The organism is Duganella sp. Dugasp56, from assembly GCF_047304105.1.
GTDB classification, from domain to species: Bacteria; Pseudomonadota; Gammaproteobacteria; order Burkholderiales; family Burkholderiaceae_D; genus Rugamonas; species Rugamonas hordei.
The window spans coordinates 74,926-93,661 of record NZ_JBGLYQ010000019.1; the positions used below are offsets into that span (position 1 = coordinate 74,926).

Sequence of the window (18,736 nt, forward strand, 5' to 3'; positions counted from 1 at the left end):
TTAAGCCACTTCGGCTTCCTGCTTTACCTGATGCAGGTGCTCGCTGTCATCCTTGTGTTCCTCTTCGTGCTTGCCCTTGAAGAAGCGCGCGCAGCGTTTGCCCAGGCTGTCCAGGTAGGTGTAGGCCACCGGCACCACCACTAAGGTCAGCAGGGTTGAGGTCAGCACGCCGCCGATCACCGCGCGGCCCATCGGCGCCTGCGTCTCGCCACCGTCGCCCATGCCGATCGCCATCGGCAGCATGCCGAACACCATGGCCAGCGTGGTCATCAGGATGGGGCGCAGCCGTACCTGGCCGGCGCACATCAGCGCCTCCAGCTGGCTCATGCCTTCCTTCTGCGCGTGGTTGGTGAAGTCCACCAGCAGGATCGCGTTCTTGGTCACCAGGCCCATCAGCATGATGAAGCCGATCACCGAGAAGATGTTCAAGGTGGTGCCCGTGACCAGCAGCGCCACCAGCACGCCGATCAGCGACAGCGGCAGCGACATCATGATCGCCACCGGCTGCAGGAAGCTGCCGAACTGCGACGCCAGCACCAGGTAGATGAAGATCACGGCGATGCCCAGCGCGATCATGGCCGAGCCCATGCTCTCTTCCATGTCCTGCGCGTTGCCGCCGACGTCGAAGCGCACGCCGGCCGGCAGCTCGATCTCCTTCATGGCCTTCTTGACGTCGCTGTCGACGTCGCCGCCGGGACGGCCTTCGACGCCCGCATACACGGCCACGCGGCGCTGCAGGGCCTGGCGCTTGAGCACCTGCGGGCTGAACGCCGGCACGAACTCGACCACCTGGCGCAGCGGCACCATGACCGGACGGCCGTCCGGCCCCAGCTTGCTCGACGCCAGCGACAGGTCGGCCAGGTCGGCCACCTTCTGCCGGCCGGATTTCGGCAGCTGCACGTTGACGTCGTAGTTCTGGCCGTCCGCCGCCAGGAAGTGCGAGGTCGTGTCGCCCGCCACGAACGGACGCAGCGCGGCGCCGATCTGCTGCGTGGTCAGGCCCAGGTCGCTGGCCAGCTCGTTGTTGATCTTGATGTTGGTGGACGGGTTGGCGCCCTCCTGGCTGTATTCCATGTCGGCGATGCCTTTGATCTTGCGCATCTTGTCCATCAGGCGGTGGGCCACGTCGTCCAGCTTGGCCTCGTCGGTGCCCAGGATGGCGATGAAGATGGGCTTCCAGCCCACCGTCAGCGTGATGCCGGCGATCTTGCCCAGGCGCGCGCGGATGGCCGTTTCCATTTCCTTCTGCGAGCGGCGCTTGTGCAGCTTGCGGTCCAGCAGTTTCATGTCGATCTGCGCGGTGTTGCGGCCGTCCTGCGTGCCCACCACCGCGATGACGTTGGCGATTTCCGGGAAGGCCTTGAGCGCGTCCTCGACCTGGTGCACCTTGTTGTCGGTGTATTCCAGGCTGGAGCCGACCGGGGTCTTGATCAGCAGGTTGACCCAGCCGCTGTCCTGGTCGGGCATCATCTCGCCGCCTATCATCGGCACCAGCAGCAGCGAACCGGCGAACAGCGAGAAGGCCAGGGCCAGCGTCAGCTTCTTCCAGCGCAGCGCCAGCGCCAGCACCTTGCCGTACACCTTGTGCAGTGCTTCGACGCCGCCTTCCAGCCAGTGCATGAAGCGGCCCAGCCACGGCACGTACTTGAAGCGGTCCTGCACCGGATCCGGCCACACCGACGACAGCATCGGGTCGAGCGTGAAGCTGACGAACAGCGACACCAGCACCGCCACCGCCACCGTCACGCCGAACTGCAGGAAGAAGCGGCCGATGATGCCCTGCATGAAGGCCACCGGCACGAACACGGCGACGATGGCGAAGGTGGTGGCCATGACGGCCAGGCCGATTTCGTTGGTGCCGTCCTCGGCCGCCTTGTGGTGATTCTTGCCCATGCCCAGGTGGCGCACGATGTTCTCGCGCACCACGATGGCGTCGTCGATCAGCAGGCCGATGCACAGCGACAGCGCCATCAGGGTCATGAAGTTGAGCGTGAAGCCGAAGGCCTTCATGGCGATGAAGCTGGCCATCACCGCGATCGGCAGGGTCAGGCCGGTGATGATGGTCGAGCGCCACGAGTGCAGGAAGAAGAACACGATGATCATGGTCAGCACCGCGCCTTCGATGATGGTCTCCTTGACGTTGTCGAGCTGGCTTTGCACCTTCAGCGATTCGTCGTTCAGCACTTCGACCTTGATGTCGGAGGACAGCGTCTTCTGCAGGTCCGCCGCCACTTTCTGGATGCGCTTGCCCACTTCGACCACGTTGGCGTCCTGCACCTTGATGATGTCCAGCGTGACCGAGCGCTGGCCGTTGATGCGCGAGATCGACAGCTCTTCCTGCGCGCCGTCCTCCACCGTGGCGACCTGCTCCAGATAGACCGGGCCGTTGGCGCGGCGCGCCACGATGATCTTGTTGAAGTCGCGCGGGTCCTTCATCTTGCCTTCGACCCGCACCAGGCGCTCGCTGGCGCCGTAGCTGATGGAGCCGGCCGGCAGGTTGGCGTTGGTGTTCTGGATCGCGGCCAGCACTTCGTCGACGCCGACCGCCTGCGCGTTCAGGTCGTTGGGACGCAGGTTGATCAGGATCTGGCGCGCCGTCATGCCGTTGATGCGCACCTGGCCGACGCCGGCCACGCCCTGGAAGCGCTTGGCGATGACCTGGTCGGCCAGTGTCGACATGTCGCGCACCGAGGTGTTGGTGGCGGTGATGCCGATCTGCGCCATCGGGCGCGCGTTCTCGCCCTCGAAGCGGACGATGAACGGGTCCTTGGCCTCGCGCGGGAAGCGCGGCCGCACCTGCGCCACCTTGTCGCGGATGTCCTGCATCGCGCGGTCCATATTGGTGGTCAGCTCGAACTCGATGTAGACGCCGGCGCGGCCTTCCCACGAATTGGCGCGCAGGTTCTTGATGCCGCTGACGGTGTTGACCGCTTCCTCGATCGGGCGGGTGATGTCGTTCTCCACCGCTTCCGGCGAGGCGCCCGGATACTGCACCTCGATGGCCGCGCCGGGGATGTCGATGTTGGGCATGGCTTCCAGGCCCAACCCCTTGTACGAGAACAGGCCCAGCACCATCAGCGCCACCATCACCATGGTGGCGAAGACCGGATTACGGATACTGATTTTGGTAATCCACATGATCAGCCTTTCGCTGGTTCAGCTGCTTTGGCCTGTTCGGCCGCGGGCGCGCCGCCCGCGCCGGCAGGCAGCTTGACGGAGGCGCCGGGCTTGAGGCTGTCCAGCCGCGAGACGATGACGTTGGCGCCGGCCTGCAGGCCTTCCACCACTTCGGCATAGCCTTCGTCCTCGTTGCGCAGGCCCAGCTTGACCGGCTGCGCGATCAGCTTGCCCTGTTCGACCTTGTAGACGATCTGCTGGTTCTTGTTGGCGTGCACGGCGGCCAGCGGCACGATGGGCGCGACGGCCGACCGGTCGGTGACGATGCTGCCCTTGGCGAACATGCCGGCACGCAGCGCGCTGTCCTCGTTCCTGACCGAGATGTAGACCAGCATCGCGCGCGAGCCCGCTTCGGTGGCCGGATTGATGCGCGCCACCTTGCCGTGGAAATCGCGCTGCTGGAAGCCGTCGACCTTGAACTTGACGTCCTGGCCCACCTTGACGCGGGGGATTTCCGACGCCGGCACCTGTGCCTCCAGGGTCAGCTCGGACAGGTTGACGATGCTGTAGACCGGCATGTCCGGCGCCAGCTTCTCGCCGGCCTGCACGTGGCGCTTGCTGACCACGCCGCTGATCGGCGCCTTGATGATGCCGTCGTTCAGCGCCAGGCGGGCGATCTCCACCATCGCGGCGGTGGACTTGACGTTGGCGCGCGCCAGGTCGACGGCGTTCTGCGTGGTGTCGTAGGCGGTCTGCGCGATGAATTTCTGCTTGAGCAGGGCCTGGCTGTTGGCTTCGTTCTTCAGCGCCAGCGACAGCTTGGCCTGCGCCTCGTCCAGCATGGCCTGCTGTTGCTGCAGGCGCGCGCGCAGGTCGGCCTGGTCGATGCGGGCCAGCACCTGGCCGGCGCTGACGGCCATGCCTTCCTGCACCGTGGTGACCTCCACCACGCCCGAGATCTTGGACTTGATGGTGGCCGAACTCAGGGGCGCCAGCGAGCCGGATAAGGGCAAGCTGACCGCCAATGACCGGGCATCGATGGCCGCGACGTCGCCGCTGGCCAGTTCGAAGACTTCCTGTTTCTTCTTGTCGTCCTTGCCGGCCTGCGCGGCGGCCGGCGGCGCGGCCTTCTTCGCCTGCATCACGGTCCAGCCGCCGCCGGCGAGGGCGATGACGATCAGGGCCGCGGCCGGCTTGCGCCAGCGCTTGCTGCGGACGACGGGCTGTGGGGACATGGGCAAGGTTTCAAGTTTCATATCGTTCTTCTGGTCTAGGGTTGCCGCAGCGGGGATTGCGCATGTTGGCACTTTATGAAAATGCAAGGCCGGCGGCCACCGGAATGCGACGGGCGGTCAGAAAACACGGCTGAACTGCAGAAAAACGGGATCAAGCGCGTTTGCGCAAGGTCAATGGTCGATTCCTGAGGGCGGCAAGAATGAAGGAGGCCTGAAAAGGCGTACGCCAGAGAGGGCCAAGTGGACGAACAGGATGACGGTGCGGAAGAGGGGGCGGATGAGGGCGCTGCGATCGATTTCCGCGCATGGTACGAAAAGACCGGCGATGCGATGCTGCTGTTGCAAAACGGGCGCATAGGCGGGGCCAACCCGGCGGCGCTGGCGCTGTTCGAGTGCGACCGGGTGGCGCGGCTGTTCGGCCTTGGGCTTGCCGATTTGTCACCATTGCAGCAGGCCGAGGGCGTGCTGTCGGAGCGGGCGCTGGCCGAGTTGATGGCCGCCGCCCGGCGCGACGGCAACTGCCGCTTCGAATGGTGCTGCGTCGGCTGTAACGGCAGCCCGTTCTGGGCCGAGGTGCTGCTGACGGCCCTCGCGCCGGACCTGGTGGTGGCGACCATGCACGATATTTCCGCCCGCAAGCAGGACCAGCTGGCGCTGTCGCTGGCCCTGCTGAGCGACGTGGGCGAGCGCCGCCGTTCCGAGGAGCGCACCCGCCACCTGGCCGAGCACGATTTCCTCACCGACCTGCCCAACCGCGTGCTGCTGCTTGACCGGCTCAGCCTGGCGCTGGCGACGGCGCGCCGCAAGCGCACCCGGCTGGCGATCCTGTTCCTCGATCTCGACCGCTTCAAGAACATCAACGACACGCTGGGCCACCACGTGGGCGACATGCTGCTGCAGGAGGTGGCGGCGCGGCTGGTGCGCTGCGTGCGCAGCGTCGACACCGTCAGCCGCCAGGGGGGCGACGAATTCGTCATCATCCTGTCCGAGCTGGGCGGCGTCGACCAGGCGGCCCACGTGGCGGCCTCGGTGCTCAACGCGATCAGCCAGGAGTTCGTGCTGGAGCCGCACCGGCTGCACGTCAGCACCTCGATCGGCATCAGCATCTATCCGGACGACGGCGCCGACATCGACACGCTGATACGCAACGCCGACCTGGCGATGTACCACGCCAAGGAAAGCGGCCGCAACGGCTTCCAGTTCTTCAGTCCCGAGATGAACGCGCAGATCGTCGAGCGGGTGGCCTTCGAGAACGATCTGCGGCGCGCGCTGCGCGAGCAGCAGTTCGTGCTGGAATACGAGGCGCAGATCGACATCGCCAGCGCGCGCCCGCTGGCGGCCGAGGCGCTGATACGCTGGCGCCACCCGACCCTGGGCCTGCTGCGCCCCGAGCGCTTCATCGGCGTGGCCGAGGATTGCGGCCTGATGGTGCCGATCGGGCGCTGGGTGCTGGAGCAGGCCTGCCTGCAGGCCCGGCGCTGGCACGACGCCGGCCATGCGCTGACGGTGGCGGTCAACCTGTCGCAGACGCAGTTCCTGCAAAAGAACCTGGCCGATAGCGTGCGCGAGGCGCTGGAATTGTCCGGGCTGGCGCCGCAGTGGCTGGAGCTGGAGCTGACCGAGGCCGTCATCATGAAGCACAGCGCCAGCGCGCCGGCCACCTTGCAGGCCTTGCGGGAGCTGGGCGTGCGGCTGGCGATCGACGATTTCGGCACCGGCTACACGCGCGTCGGCCATCTGCGCGAATACCCGTTCGACAAGCTGAAGATAGACCAGACCTTCATCGATGGCATCCCCGAGGGCGACGGCGTGGCGCCGGCCGTCACGACCATCATCGCGATGGCGCGCAGCCTGGGTCTGACGGTGCTGGCCGAGGGCGTGGAGACGCAGGCGCAGCTGCATTTCCTGCGGCGGCACGGCTGCGACCAGTACCAGGGGCACTATGCGCGGCAGGACGGCCAGCTCGACGGCCTCAACGGCCTGCTGGACGGCGCATGAGGATTACATCGCCGCCGCCAGGTCGCGCGCGCCGTACAGGCGCAGGCGCACCAGCACCTGGCCGTGGTCCGACGCTTCCGGCTTGTGCTGCAGCAGGTGGTCGTTCAGATAGGTCACGTCCAGCACTTCGCCCACCGCGTAGCGCGAGGCCGGATTGAATTCCTCCGACACCAGCACGTGGTCGATGGTCATGTAGTGGCCCTCGTGGATGTTGGTGTAGCCGATGTGGCGCAAGGTGTCGCGGCCCTGCTGGATCTGGTTGCAGTCGAACATGCGGCCGCTCAGTTCCTCGCCCGGCAGGCCGGCCGCGCCGGAGCCCATGACGATGGCGGTGGTGACGGCATCGGCCGTGTCGTTGAAGTCGCCGAGCACGATGCGCGGGCGGCGGGCCTGGTCCTCCAGTCTGCTCAGCAGCGCGCGCAGCGCCACCGCCTCGGTGCCGCGCCGTATCAGCGAGCGCAGGTTGGCTTGCGCGTACTGCATCGGATCGGCGAAGTCGTCGCCGCTGCGGTAGTCGGGGCGCTTGGATTTGAGGTGGATGACGATGACGTCGGCGATGCGCCGGTCCGGCAGCACCACCTGCGCATGCAGCGGAGCGCGGGCGAAGCGGCCGGCGTCGCGGCTGCCGGCGGGCAGCGCCACGCCGTCGGGGAAGTCGGTGTAGACGGCGGCCGGCACGGCCAGCGGCAGGCGCGAGATCAGCGCCACCTGCGGCATCAGGCGCGGCGCGCCGGTGTCCGGATCAGGGGCGGCATCGAAGCCGGCCAGCGCGGCCTCGCGGTAGCGGCGGCTGCGCGCCAGCACGTCGCGCAGCGCGTCCATCGAGAAGATTTCCTGCAGGCCGATCACGTCGGCGTCGAGCTGGTCCAGCTGCTGCGCGGTCCAGGCGACTTTCGCTTCGTATTCCGCCGGGGTCAGCGGCGGCAGATTGTCGTACAATTTCGCCCCAGGTTGGGAAAGATTGCAAACATTGAAAGTGGCAAAGCGAATTTCCTGCTGCATAATGGGCAACTCCCGGAATCAACAGACTTCATCAACAGCGTATCACGCATGGCCAAAAAAGAGCACATCTCCGAAACCCCCGCAACGCAAATGCTGCGCAAGCACAAGGTGGCCTTTACGGAGCACCCCTACGACTACGAGGAACACGGCGGCACCACGGTGTCCGCACGCGAACTGGGCGTCGACGAACATCACGTGGTCAAGACCCTGGTGATGCAGGACGACGCCGCCAAACCTTTAATTGTGCTGATGCACGGCGATTGCAAGGTCTCCACCAAGAACCTGGCGCGCGGCATCGGCTGCAAGGCCGTCGAACCGTGCAAGCCGGAGGTGGCGCAGCGCCACAGCGGCTACATGATAGGCGGCACCTCGCCGTTCGGCACCAAGAAAGCCATGCCGGTGTATGTCGAGGATAGCATCCTTGCGCTGGAAACGATTTATATCAATGGTGGCAGGCGCGGCTACCTGGTCGGCATCGCGCCGCGGGTGCTGGTCGATTTATTGCAGGCCAAGCCGGTGCACTGCGCTCTGGCCGACTGAGCGCCGGCAGTGTATATTCACCCTCCCGCAGGGGAATTGATACGACTTTGAGGAAATAATGAATACAGTTTGGATGACCGTCGCCGCCTACCTGATCGGCTCGATCTCATTTGCCGTCGTCATGAGCAAGGTGTTCGGCATCGCCGATCCGCGCACGTACGGCTCGAAAAACCCCGGCGCCACCAATGTGTTGCGCAGTGGAAATAAGGGCGCGGCCGTCATGACCCTGATCGGCGACGGCGCCAAGGGCTGGCTGGCGGTGTGGCTGGCGATACGCTACCAGCAGCAGCTGCAGATCGGCGACGCCACCATCGCGCTGGTGGCGATCGCCGTGTTCCTGGGCCATCTGTGGCCGGTGTTCTTCCGCTTTGTCGGCGGCAAGGGCGTGGCGACGGCGCTGGGCGTGCTGCTGGGCCTGAATCCCTGGCTGGGTCTGGCGACCCTGGTGACCTGGCTGGTGGTGGCGTTCGCCTTCCGCTACTCGTCGCTGGCGGCGCTGGTGGCGGCGCTGTTCGCGCCGTTTTACTATGGCCTGCTGTTCGGCCTCGAGCCGCAGCTGCTGGCCGTGTTCGTCATGAGCGCACTGTTGGCTTTCCGTCACAGCAAGAACATTTCGAACCTGATCGCCGGCAAGGAAAGCCGCATCGGCAGCAAGAGCAAGGACGCCGCCCAGGCTGCGCCGAAAAGCAAAAAAAAGTAGTTTCGTCCCCTGCGCCCGGCGCTTGATTTTGCGCCGGGTGTCGCCATATGCTGGAAATTACTTTAGCAAAGGCGCGCCATGACCACTCCCCTGAAAATCGATTTCGTCTCCGACGTTTCCTGCCCGTGGTGCGCCATCGGCCTCAAGTCGCTGGAAAAAGCGCTGGACAATATCGGCGACGACGCGGCGGTGAGCTTGCACTTCCAGCCTTTCGAACTGAATCCCAACATGGGCCCCGAGGGCCAGGACATCGGCGAGCACCTGACCGAAAAATACGGCTCTTCCGCGGCGCAGCAGGAACAGGCGCGCGAGATGATACGGGCCCGCGGCGCCGAAGTCGGCTTCGATTTCGCGATGGGTAAGCGCGACCGCATCTACAACACCTTCGACGCGCACCGGCTGCTGCATTGGGCGGACCTGGAGGGCAAGCAGAGGGAGTTGAAGGAGGCGCTGTTCTCCGCCTACTTCACGCAGGGCGAGGATCCCAGTTCGCACGACGTGCTGCTGCGCGTGGCCGGCCAGGTCGGCCTGGACACCGGCGTGGCCGGCGAGGTGCTGCAGTCGAACCAGTACGCCGACGAGGTGCGCGAGCGCGAGCAATTCTTCCAGCGCCACGGCATCAACTCGGTGCCGGCCGTGATCATCAACGAGCGCCACCTGATCTCAGGCGGCCAGCCGGCCGCCGTGTTCGAAAAAGCGCTGCGCGAGATTATGGCGCAGGCTTAAAAAATGCGGTCGCGGGCGGGGGCAAGTGCTCCCGCCATCCCTGTTTTGCGATAAACTGACCGGGTAGCACCACAGTTCGGACCCGCCGCATCGCGGGGACCCTAAAAAAGATCGCCGTCGCTACACAGGGAGGCCTATGCTGGCCGCAGAAAAAGTACATACACTTTCCACCGCCCGGCCGCAGGCCGACCAGTTCCGGCTGGCCGCGCTGCACCGTTACCATATCCTCGACACCCCCGCCTGCGAAGACTTCAGCTTCCTCACCGAGCTGGCCGCCAAGGTGTGCGAAGTTCCCTACGCTTTCATTTCGCTGGTCGACGCCGAGCGGGTGTGGATCAAGTCCTGCACCGGCATGCAGCTGGGCGAGCTGCCGCGCGGCGACAGCTACTGTTCGCTGGCCGTGCTGGGCCAGGCCGTCACCGAAATTCCCGACCTGACGCAGGACCACCGCACCGCCCACATGGCGATGACTGTCGGCGAGCCGCACATGCGCATGTACAGCAGCGTGGCGCTGACCTCGTCGGATGGCCATGCCATCGGCACCTTGTGCGTGATGGACACCAAGCCGGGCGGCTTGAGCGAGGCGCAGCGGGTCATGCTGGTCAAGCTGGCGCGCCAGGTGATGGCGCTGATCGAATTGCGCTCGAATGAAAAAGCGCTGGAGTCGACGGTGCGCGAGCTGGAGCAGCTGGCCACCACCGACGAGCTGACCGGCCTGCACAACCGCCGCTCGCTGCTGCACAAGCTGAAGTTCGAGACGGCACGCTCCAGGCGTTTCCGCTCGCCGCTGTCGGCGGTGATGATCGACCTCGATCACTTCAAGCGCATCAACGACGAATACGGCCACGCGGTCGGCGACCAGGTGCTGGCCAACGTCGGCCGCCTGCTGCGCGAGAGCGTGCGCGTGATCGACGTGCCGGGCCGCTACGGCGGCGAGGAGCTGTGCGTGATCCTGCCGAATACGCCGCTCGAAGGCGCCGTCAAGTTTGCCGAGACCCTGCGCGGCAAGATCGAGGCGCAACTGCATTATGCCGGCCCGCGCCTGCTGCCGGTCACGGCCAGCATCGGCGTGGGCGCGTTCGACCATATGGAAATCGCGGACGCCGAAAGCCTGCTGCGCCAGGCCGACGCCGCGCTGTACCGCGCCAAGCATGCCGGCCGCAATCGCGTGGAGTGCGGCCCCGTCTGACCAAGAGAGGGAGTACCTGATGCCTACAGCAACCTGGAACGGCGTCGTCATCGCGCAGGCCGGCGATGACGAAGTCGAGATCGTCGAGAACAATGTGTACTTCCCGCCGGCCAGCGTCAAGACGGAGTACCTGCGGCCCAGCGCGCACACGTCGCGCTGCCCGTGGAAGGGCCTGGCCAGCTATTACAGCCTGAACGTCAACGGCAAGGTCAACGAGAACGCCGCCTGGTACTACCCGGAACCGTCCGAGAAGGCCAGCCAGATCAAGGATCACGTGGCCTTCTGGCGCGGCGTGGACGTGCAGCGCTAGCCGCCAGGCGATGGGCTTACAGGCCAAGCCGTATCTGCAAAGGATCACGGCGCTGTTCGGCGACGATGTCGACTGGGAGCGCCATCCGTATAGCGTGCCGGCAGTGCGCAACCTGGAGTCGATCAGCTTTCATCCGGATGTGACGTTCTTCATCGGCGAAAACGGCGCCGGCAAATCGACCGTGCTCGAATCGATCGCGCTGGCGCTGGGCTTCGGTATCGACGGCGGCAACAAGAACATCAGCCTGAATACCGCAAGCGAGAGAGCCCCGCTGCAGCATGCGTTGCGGCTCTCCAGGAGTTTCAGGACGCCTCGCGACGGCTACTTCTTCCGTGCCGAGAGCTTCCACAACGTCAGCACCCACATGGATGAGTTGTGGGAGCGAGATTCCGCCAGCGCGGAGTCGCTGCACGCGCGTTCCCATGGCGAGGCTTTCATGGCGGTGCTGTTGAACAAGTTCAAAGGCAGGGGCCTGTACCTGCTGGACGAACCGGAAGCCGCGCTGTCGCCCAACCGGCAACTGGCTGCGCTGACGGCGATCCATCAGCTGGTGGAGGAAGAGTCGCAATTCATCATCGCCACGCACTCGCCGATCCTGCTGGCTTATCCCAACGCGAAGATCCTGCTGTTCGACGGCACCGGCATCTCCGAAGTGGCCTACGAAGACACCGAACACTACTCCGTCACGCGCGACTTCCTGAATCACTACCCGCGGCGGCTGGAGCAGCTGCTCAAACCTGAATAGGTACATGGACAATATCACCCACAGCATCATCGGTTTCGGCGTTGGAGAAGTAGTGCATCGCAGTCTGCCCGACGAGGCGGACACTCAGTCGCAGCGGGTGCGGCATCGGCTTCTGCTGGTGTCGTGTGCGCTGGCCAGTAATTTTCCCGATCTCGATCTGTTCCTTGGTAAGCGCTTGCCCGATCCGCTGGGCTATCTGCTTTATCATCGCGGCCACACGCATACGGCCTTGATGGCGTTGCCGCAGGCCTTGCTGCTGGCGGCCTTGTTGTGGTTATGCTGGCCCTCCGCGCGGGCGCTGCTCAGGGCCAGCATGCCGGCGCGCTGGGGACTGACGGCCAGCATAGCCGCCGGCCTGGCGCTGCACCTGCTGCTGGACTTTACCAATTCCTACGGCGTCCATCCGTGGTATCCGTTCGACGGAAGATGGCTCTACGGCGACATGGTGTTCATTGTCGAACCGCTGTTCTGGGTGGCGTTCGGCGTGCCGATGGCGCTCGTCATGCGCTGGCGTTTCGCGCGCATGGCGGGACCGGCGGGTTTGCTGGCGGTGCTGGTGGCGTTTGCCGTCAAGGGCTACCTGGGGTGGACGTCGTTTGCTGCGCTGCTGTTGATTGGCGCGCTGTGCGGCGCGGCGCAGTGGCGTGCAGGCACGCGCGGCCGCGCGGGATTGCTGCTGGCGCTGGGCGTCGGTCTTGGGTTCATCGCGGTGCAGGGCGTGGCTTCGCAAGCGGGACGGCAGCAGATCACGGCGGCGTTGCAGGGCATCGATCCTGCATCGCGCGTGCTCGATGTGGCGATGACGGCGTTTCCGTCGCAGCCTCTGTGCTGGTCCTTTGTCAGCGTGGAGAGCAATGAGGCGCAGGGCAATTACCGCTTGCGGCGCGGCGTGGCCAGCATCGCGCCGACGTGGCTGGAACCGCTGGCTTGTCCGGCCGGGCTGGTGGAACAGCTGCCGTCGCAAGCGTTGTCGCCCGGCGTACTGCAATTCGCCACAGCGTCGGCGGGCTTGCAGGCGCTGCGCCTGCTGAAGCAATCCAACTGCCAGGTCGACGCGTGGCTGCGGTTTGGCCGCGCGCCCTTGCTGGCATTGGCCTCCGGCGAATTGTCGGATTACCGCTTCGCCGCCACGCCGCGCGGGAATTTCACGACGCTGCATTTTTCGCAGGCCTTGAAATGTCCCGACGGCGTGCCCGGCTGGGGCTATCCGCGAGCGGACCTGCTGTCGCCTTAAGCGGCTTGCTTGAGCGGAGCCGCGTGGTCGGTCGATACCGCGAGCTCCAGCCATTGCGCCATCTCGGTTTCGACGAACAGGTTCTTGGCGCGCACGCGTTCCACCGTGTCGGAACCCAGTTGCAGGCGCACCGGCGGCTTTTCGCTGTCGGCCAGTTGCAGCAGGGCGCCGGCCAGCTTGAGCGGATCGCCCGGCTGCTGGTGGTTGGCGCCTTCGGCAAAGTCGCGCATCGCGCCGACGGTGGCGGCGTAGTCGGCGATGCGGTCGCGGGTGGCCACCAGCGACGACGCGTCAAGGAAGTCGGTGCGGAAGAATCCCGGCTCGACCACCGTGACGCTGATGCCCAGCGGCGCCAGTTCCATCGACATCGCTTCGCTCAGGCCTTCGACGGCGAACTTGGTCGAGCTGTACACGCCCCAGCCGGCGTAGGCCGAGTAGCCGCCGACCGACGAGATGTTCATGACATGGCCGCTGCCTTGCTTGCGCATCACCGGCAGCACCGCGCGGGTGACGTTGAGCAGGCCGAAGACGTTGGTCTCATACAGCGCGCGGATTTCCTCGCCGTTGGCTTCCTCCACCGCGCCCAGCAGGCCGTAGCCGGCGTTGTTGACCAGTACGTCGATGCGGCCGAAGCGCGCCACCGCCTGCTGGGCGGCGGTGATGGCCTGGGCTTCCAGCTTCACATCCAGGCGCACGGCCAGCAGATTCGGATGCTCGCCCAGGGCGGCGATGACGGTTTGCGGATCGCGAGCGGTGGCGACCACGAAATCGCCCCGTTCCAGCGCCTTTTTCGCCGTCAGCAGGCCGAAGCCGCGGGATGCGCCGGTGATGAACCATACTTTTTGTGCAGTGGCAGTCATGATCGTTTCCTTCAGGTTGGGTGAGTTGGTAGAGGCAAGTGTAGGCCGTCGTTACCTGCTACACTAGCCATAGGAAAGCTGTTTGATTATCATCTTCTGGTTGTTAATATGGATAAAGCCCGGGTTATCAGTCTGTTCATCGGCGTGGTGCGCGCCAAGAGTTTCAGCCAGGCGGCGGTGGAGGCCGGCCTGACGCCGCAGGCCGTCAGCAAGGCGGTACGCCAGCTGGAGGATCACCTGGGCGTGCGGCTGTTCCACCGCACCACGCGCAGCCTGAGCCTGACGGAAGAGGGCACGCGCCTGTTCGAGCTGGCCAACCCCGGCCTGCGCCTGCTGGACGAGGCGCTGGACCAGATCCAGAACAGCCGGCTGGAAGTGGACGGCCTGATCCGCGTGGCGGCGCCCCTATCGATCGGCAACGGCATCATCGTGCCGCTGCTGCGCGAGTTCCAGGAGCGCTATCCGGGCGCGCATTTCGACATGCAGCTCGACGACCACTTTACCGACCTGGTGGAAAGCAAGATCGACGTCGGCTTCCGCGCCGGCAGCCCGCCCGAGCGCAACCTGATTTCACGCAAGCTGGGCGAGATGCTGCTGCTGGTCTGCGCCACCCCCGGCTATCTGCAGAAATATGGCACGCCGACGACGGTGGCGGAGCTGGCGAACCACCGCTGCACCGGCTTCCGCCATCCGAATACCGGCCGGCTGCTGCCGTGGGAGCTGCACGTGGACGGCGCCACCGTCTACCAGGACGTGCCGGCGGTGGCCAGTTTCAATACGGTGGAGGGGGAGCTGACGGCGGTGCTGAACGACACCGGCATCGGCCAGATGCCGGTCTTCATGATCGAGCGCGAACTGGCTGAGGGACTGCTGATTCCTTTGCTTCCCGGAACCGTAACGTGCAATAACGGGGTCTTCATGTACTATCAGCAACGTACCCAGATGCCGCTGCGGGTGCGTCACTTCATTGATTTCATCTCGGAGCGGGCTGCGCAGAAGCTGGGCACGCAACAGGGCGTCGTGTCGCGCGTGCACCACAAAAGGGCCTGAAATCAAGCTGTATAGGCCAATCTGTGCCTATTTTGTTGGCACGACAATTGCGTTACTTTCCAGAAAGGAAGATCATCAACGGATATGGAGGCTGTTATGAATACCGCAACTGAGCAAAAAGCAAGCACCGTGGCCCACGAATCGTCGGCCGATGAACACCGTCTGCGCAGCGAGCGCATTGCCGCCCGCGGCGTGCGCCTGGGCGCCGGCAAGGCCAAGTACCTGATACCGCTGGTCGGACTGGCGGTGCTGGCCTCGATGGCTTTCGCCCAAGGCTAATTACACGACCTTGATGTCGTCCAGCGGCCAGCGTGGCCGGACGTTGAACGAGTAGTCCTTCTTCGCGGCGTCGGGATTGACCATCAGGCGCATGGCGCCGGCGAAGGCGATCATCGCGCCGTTGTCCGTGCAAAATTCCAGTTCAGGGTAGTAGACCTTGAACTTCTTCTTGGCTGCCGCCGCGTTCAGCGACGCCCGCAGCTGCGAGTTGGCGCCCACGCCGCCGGCAATCACCAGCCGTTTCAAGCCCGTATGCTTCAGCGCCGACACGCATTTGGCGGTCAGCACGTCGACGATGGCGTCAACGAAGCCGCGCGCGATGTTGGCCTTGTCCTGCTCGCAGATATTGGCGATGACCTTCTCTTTGTGGTTCTTCACCACCGTCAGCACCGCCGTTTTCAGGCCGGAGAAGCTGAAATTGAAATCCTTGGTGTGCAGCATGGGGCGCGGCAGCTTGTAGGCGGCCGGGTCGCCGAATTCGGCCAGGCGCGAAATCGCCGGTCCGCCCGGATAGCCCAGGCCCAGCAGCTTGGCCGACTTGTCGAAGGCTTCGCCGGCGGCGTCGTCCAGCGTTTCGCCCAGCAGCGTGTACTGGCCGACGCCATCCACCCGCATCAGCTGGGTGTGGCCGCCCGACACCAGCAGCGCGATGAAGGGGAATTCCGGCGGCTGCGAGGCCAGCAGCGGCGACAGCAGGTGGCCTTCCAGGTGGTGCACGCCCAGCACCGGCTTGTCCAGCGCCAGGCCGAGGCTGCAGGCCACCGACGAGCCGACCAGCAGCGCGCCGGCCAGGCCGGGACCCTGGGTGTAGGCGATGGCGTCGATGTCGGCCAGCGACTTGCCGGCACCTTCCAGCGTCTGCGTCAGCAGCGGAATGGCGCGGCGGATATGGTCGCGCGAGGCCAGTTCCGGCACCACGCCGCCGTACTCTTCATGCATCGCCACTTGCGAATACAGGGCGTGGGACAGCAGGCCGTGTTGCGTGTCATACAGCGCAAGGCCGGTTTCGTCACAGGAGGATTCGACGCCGAGTACGATCATGAAGAATGCACAAATCAAAAGGGGAATCCGCCATTGTAATGGAAAGTGCGTGCAAGCATGCACCACGGCGGCCCCGGCCCGCACCCGCGCAGTGCGAAATTTTGCCAAATGGTCAGAATTTTCAGCCTTTTTTATGGCATCGGTTTTGCTTAGACAACTGCAGGAAGTTGACTAGGGAGACGGGCGATGTCCGGACAATGGAAGCTGATTTGCAAAGTGAGGGATGTGCCCATGAGCGGCGCGCGCCTTGTGCCGCGCGGACTGGCTTGGCAGGAATTGCCGGGCGTGGCGCTGTTCCGTACCGACGAAGAGCACGTACATGCGGTGCTCGAGTGCGGCGACATCGACCCGCGCGAGAGCACGACGCGCCGCTATTCGGTCAAGGTCGAGGATTGCAAGGTCTACCTGGACCTCGCTGAGCTGAGCGCCCCTGCCAGCAAGGCCGAGGCGGCGCTGGCGGGGTCGTTTGGTGTCGCCACCAGGGTGATGGCGTTCGGCTAGCGAACCAACCGTCATTCCCGCGAAAGCGGGAATGACGTGGCTTAGGGCCGGTTCTTCAGCTGCTTGTGCGCCTCGCGCAGCATCTGTTCGGTGGTTTCCCAGTCGATGCAGCCGTCGGTCACCGAGCAGCCGTACTTCAGCTGGCTCAGGTCGGCCGGGATCTTCTGGTTGCCGCCGACGATGTTGGACTCGATCATCACGCCCACCAGCGACTTGTTGCCCTGCACGATCTGGTGGATGACGTCGGCCATCACCAGCGGTTGCAGTTCCGGCTTCTTGTAGCTGTTGGCGTGCGAGCAGTCGACCACCAGGTTGGCCGGCAGCTTGGCCTTGGCCAGCGCCTGCTCGGCAATCGCGATCGACACCGAATCGTAGTTCGGACGGCCGTCGCCGCCGCGCAGCACCACGTGGCCGTAGGCGTTGCCGCGGGTGCGCACGATCGACACATTGCCCTGCGAATTAATCCCCAGGAAGGAGTGCGGATGCGCCGACGACAGGATGGCGTTGATGGCGATGCTGATGTCGCCGTCGGTGCCGTTCTTGAAGCCCACCGGCGTGGACAGGCCGGACGACATCTCGCGGTGGGTCTGCGATTCGGTGGTGCGGGCGCCGATGGCGGTCCAGGCGATCAGGTCGCCCAGGTATTGCGGCGAGATCGGATCCAGCGCCTCGGTCGCGGTCGGCAGGCCCAGTTCGCACACGTCCAGCAGGAACTGGCGCGCCTTCTCCATGCCGGCGTCGACGCGGAAGGAATCGTCCATGTCCGGATCGTTGATATAGCCCTTCCAGCCGGTGGTGGTGCGCGGCTTTTCGAAATACACGCGCATCACCAGCAGCATGGTGTCGGCCACTTCGGCTTGCAGGGCTTTCAGGCGGCGGGCGTAATCCAGGCCGGCCACGGGATCGTGGATCGAGCATGGACCGACGACCACGAACAGGCGCTTGTCCTGGCGGTCGATGATGTTGCGCAGGGCTTCGCGGCCCTTCATCACCGTGTCCGAGGCGCTGTCGGTCAGCGGCAGCTTGCTGTGCAAGGCTTCCGGCGACGGCATCGGGCCGAACGAGGTGACGTTGATGTTTTCGATATATGGGGAGATCATGATTCTCTACGTATATTTATTGCGGGGGAGGGATAGTGTAGCCGAAATGTGGCGTAGTGGTTTAAGCTGATGCCATGACCACATCAACTCACGAACCCTTCCTCGCCGCACGTTTCATCAAAGAAATAGGTCGCGGCAAAAACGGCGCCCGCAGCATGAACCGCGACGACGCCCACGACCTCTACCAGGCCATGCTGGACGGCCGCGTTTCCGACCTGGAGCTGGGCGGCATTTTGCTGTCCATGCGCATCAAGGGCGAATCGGTGGAGGAGATCGCCGGCTTCCTCGACGCGGCCGAAGGCTCGTTCGAACCGCTGGCCGCGCCGCCGGGGCAGTTCGCGCCGGTCATCATCCCGACCTACAACGGCGCCCGCAAGATGGCCAACCTGACCGCGCTGCTGGCGATGCTGCTGGCGCGCGAGGGCGTGCCGGTGCTGGTGCACGGCGTCGCGCACGACCTGGGCCGCATCGCCACCGCCGAGGTGCTGGAGGCGCTGGGCGTGCCGGCCGCGCGCCACCGCGCCGAGGCGGAGGAGGCGATGGCGCAGGGCCATGTGGCCTTCATCACCATCGATGCGCTGGCGCCCAAGCTGGCGTATCTGCTGTCGCTGCGGCGCCGGCTGGGCGTGCGCAACTCCACCCATACGCTGGTCAAGATCATGCAGCCGTTCGCCGGGCCGGCGCTGCGGCTGGTGTCGTACACGCACCCCGAGTATCTGGAAATGCTGGGCGAATACTTCACCACCGCGGCCCTGCACGAGCGCGGCGACGCCTTCCTGATGCGCGGCACCGAGGGCGAAACGGTGGCCAACGCCAACAAGGCGCAGCAGATCGACTGGTTCCACGGCGGCCTGCGCACGACCTTGGTGCCGAAGCAGACGCAGGTCGGCGAACTGCCGCTGCTGCCCGAGGGCAAGGATGCGGCCACCACGGCGGCGTGGATCGCGTCCGTGCTGAAGGGCGAGGTGCCGGTGCCGCCATCGATCGCCGAGCAGGTGGCGCAGTGTCTGCTGGTGTCGCGCACCCTGCAGTCGCGCCAGCGGGTCAGCGAGCCCATCGAGTAAGGCCGACCAGTCAAGTACAATACGCCTTTGGACGATTGGATTTGA

18 protein-coding genes are annotated in these 18,736 nt (G+C 65.2%); 12 read left to right on the top strand and 6 right to left on the bottom strand.

Annotated features, from left to right (window positions below; translation table 11 throughout):
• The gene (locus tag ACCD07_RS15070; protein WP_413447801.1) at positions 1-3,138 is read right to left on the bottom strand and encodes an efflux RND transporter permease subunit; all 3,138 of its coding nucleotides are present in this window, start codon (positions 3,136-3,138) and stop codon (positions 1-3) included.
• A 2-nt stretch (positions 3,139-3,140) separates the two neighbouring features.
• Positions 3,141-4,352 carry an efflux RND transporter periplasmic adaptor subunit gene (locus tag ACCD07_RS15075; RefSeq protein WP_413447802.1) on the bottom strand — a complete coding sequence of 404 codons (1,212 nt, stop codon included), beginning with the start codon at positions 4,350-4,352 and terminating at the stop codon, positions 3,141-3,143.
• Between the two features lie 240 nt (positions 4,353-4,592).
• Here ACCD07_RS15075 and ACCD07_RS15080 point away from each other — a divergent pair, with 240 nt between their 5' ends.
• Positions 4,593-6,350 carry an EAL domain-containing protein gene (locus ACCD07_RS15080; RefSeq protein ID WP_413447803.1) on the top strand — a complete coding sequence of 586 codons (1,758 nt, stop codon included), beginning with the start codon at positions 4,593-4,595 and terminating at the stop codon, positions 6,348-6,350.
• A gap of 3 nt (positions 6,351-6,353) precedes the next feature.
• Here ACCD07_RS15080 and ACCD07_RS15085 read toward each other — a convergent pair whose 3' ends face one another.
• The gene (locus ACCD07_RS15085) at positions 6,354-7,352 is read right to left on the bottom strand and encodes an endonuclease/exonuclease/phosphatase family protein (protein WP_413447804.1); all 999 of its coding nucleotides are present in this window, start codon (positions 7,350-7,352) and stop codon (positions 6,354-6,356) included.
• A 48-nt stretch (positions 7,353-7,400) separates the two neighbouring features.
• Here ACCD07_RS15085 and ybaK point away from each other — a divergent pair, with 48 nt between their 5' ends.
• From ybaK to ACCD07_RS15120, 7 genes are all read left to right on the top strand, one after another.
• Positions 7,401-7,892 carry a Cys-tRNA(Pro) deacylase gene (ybaK, locus tag ACCD07_RS15090; RefSeq protein WP_353400790.1) on the top strand — a complete coding sequence of 164 codons (492 nt, stop codon included), beginning with the start codon at positions 7,401-7,403 and terminating at the stop codon, positions 7,890-7,892.
• Positions 7,893-7,950: 58 nt separating this feature from the next.
• The gene (plsY, locus tag ACCD07_RS15095; protein ID WP_176652574.1) at positions 7,951-8,592 is read left to right on the top strand and encodes a glycerol-3-phosphate 1-O-acyltransferase PlsY; all 642 of its coding nucleotides are present in this window, start codon (positions 7,951-7,953) and stop codon (positions 8,590-8,592) included.
• A gap of 78 nt (positions 8,593-8,670) precedes the next feature.
• Positions 8,671-9,318, top strand: coding sequence for a DsbA family oxidoreductase (locus tag ACCD07_RS15100; protein WP_353400788.1), 648 nt, complete (start codon positions 8,671-8,673; stop codon positions 9,316-9,318).
• A 136-nt stretch (positions 9,319-9,454) separates the two neighbouring features.
• Entirely contained in the window at positions 9,455-10,507 is a 1,053-nt protein-coding gene (locus tag ACCD07_RS15105; RefSeq protein ID WP_176652576.1) for a diguanylate cyclase, read from the top strand.
• A gap of 19 nt (positions 10,508-10,526) precedes the next feature.
• Positions 10,527-10,817: a DUF427 domain-containing protein gene (locus ACCD07_RS15110; RefSeq protein WP_413447805.1), complete on the top strand. Its 291-nt coding sequence runs from the start codon at positions 10,527-10,529 to the stop codon at positions 10,815-10,817.
• Positions 10,818-10,827: 10 nt separating this feature from the next.
• Positions 10,828-11,562, top strand: coding sequence for an AAA family ATPase (locus ACCD07_RS15115; RefSeq protein ID WP_413447806.1), 735 nt, complete (start codon positions 10,828-10,830; stop codon positions 11,560-11,562).
• Positions 11,563-11,566: 4 nt separating this feature from the next.
• The gene (locus ACCD07_RS15120) at positions 11,567-12,796 is read left to right on the top strand and encodes a metal-dependent hydrolase (protein ID WP_413447807.1); all 1,230 of its coding nucleotides are present in this window, start codon (positions 11,567-11,569) and stop codon (positions 12,794-12,796) included.
• Here ACCD07_RS15120 and ACCD07_RS15125 read toward each other — a convergent pair.
• The gene (locus ACCD07_RS15125; protein ID WP_413447808.1) at positions 12,793-13,656 is read right to left on the bottom strand and encodes an oxidoreductase; all 864 of its coding nucleotides are present in this window, start codon (positions 13,654-13,656) and stop codon (positions 12,793-12,795) included. The genes ACCD07_RS15120 and ACCD07_RS15125 overlap by 4 nt on opposite strands.
• A gap of 108 nt (positions 13,657-13,764) precedes the next feature.
• On the opposite strand from ACCD07_RS15125, the gene ACCD07_RS15130 reads away from it, so the two are divergent.
• Both ACCD07_RS15130 and ACCD07_RS15135 read left to right on the top strand, forming a co-directional pair.
• Positions 13,765-14,706 carry a LysR family transcriptional regulator gene (locus ACCD07_RS15130; RefSeq protein ID WP_176652581.1) on the top strand — a complete coding sequence of 314 codons (942 nt, stop codon included), beginning with the start codon at positions 13,765-13,767 and terminating at the stop codon, positions 14,704-14,706.
• A gap of 96 nt (positions 14,707-14,802) precedes the next feature.
• Positions 14,803-14,985: a hypothetical protein gene (locus tag ACCD07_RS15135; protein ID WP_353400777.1), complete on the top strand. Its 183-nt coding sequence runs from the start codon at positions 14,803-14,805 to the stop codon at positions 14,983-14,985.
• Here the strand turns inward: ACCD07_RS15135 and tsaD are convergent, their stop codons facing one another.
• Positions 14,986-16,026, bottom strand: a complete 1,041-nt coding sequence (gene tsaD / locus ACCD07_RS15140; protein WP_413447809.1) for a tRNA (adenosine(37)-N6)-threonylcarbamoyltransferase complex transferase subunit TsaD — start codon at positions 16,024-16,026, stop codon at positions 14,986-14,988. It lies immediately after the preceding gene.
• A 186-nt stretch (positions 16,027-16,212) separates the two neighbouring features.
• Between tsaD and ACCD07_RS15145 the strand changes: the two genes are divergently transcribed.
• Positions 16,213-16,527, top strand: a complete 315-nt coding sequence (locus ACCD07_RS15145) for a hypothetical protein (protein ID WP_176652584.1) — start codon at positions 16,213-16,215, stop codon at positions 16,525-16,527.
• Positions 16,528-16,568: 41 nt separating this feature from the next.
• Here ACCD07_RS15145 and ACCD07_RS15150 read toward each other — a convergent pair whose 3' ends face one another.
• On the bottom strand, positions 16,569-17,627 hold the full coding sequence (locus tag ACCD07_RS15150; RefSeq protein WP_413447810.1) for a 3-deoxy-7-phosphoheptulonate synthase: 1,059 nt from the start codon (positions 17,625-17,627) through the stop codon (positions 16,569-16,571).
• A gap of 74 nt (positions 17,628-17,701) precedes the next feature.
• Here ACCD07_RS15150 and ybiB point away from each other — a divergent pair, with 74 nt between their 5' ends.
• A complete protein-coding gene (gene ybiB / locus ACCD07_RS15155; RefSeq protein WP_176652586.1) occupies positions 17,702-18,691 on the top strand; it encodes a DNA-binding protein YbiB in 990 nt (329 codons plus the stop codon).
• The last annotated feature ends 45 nt before the right edge of the window (positions 18,692-18,736 follow it).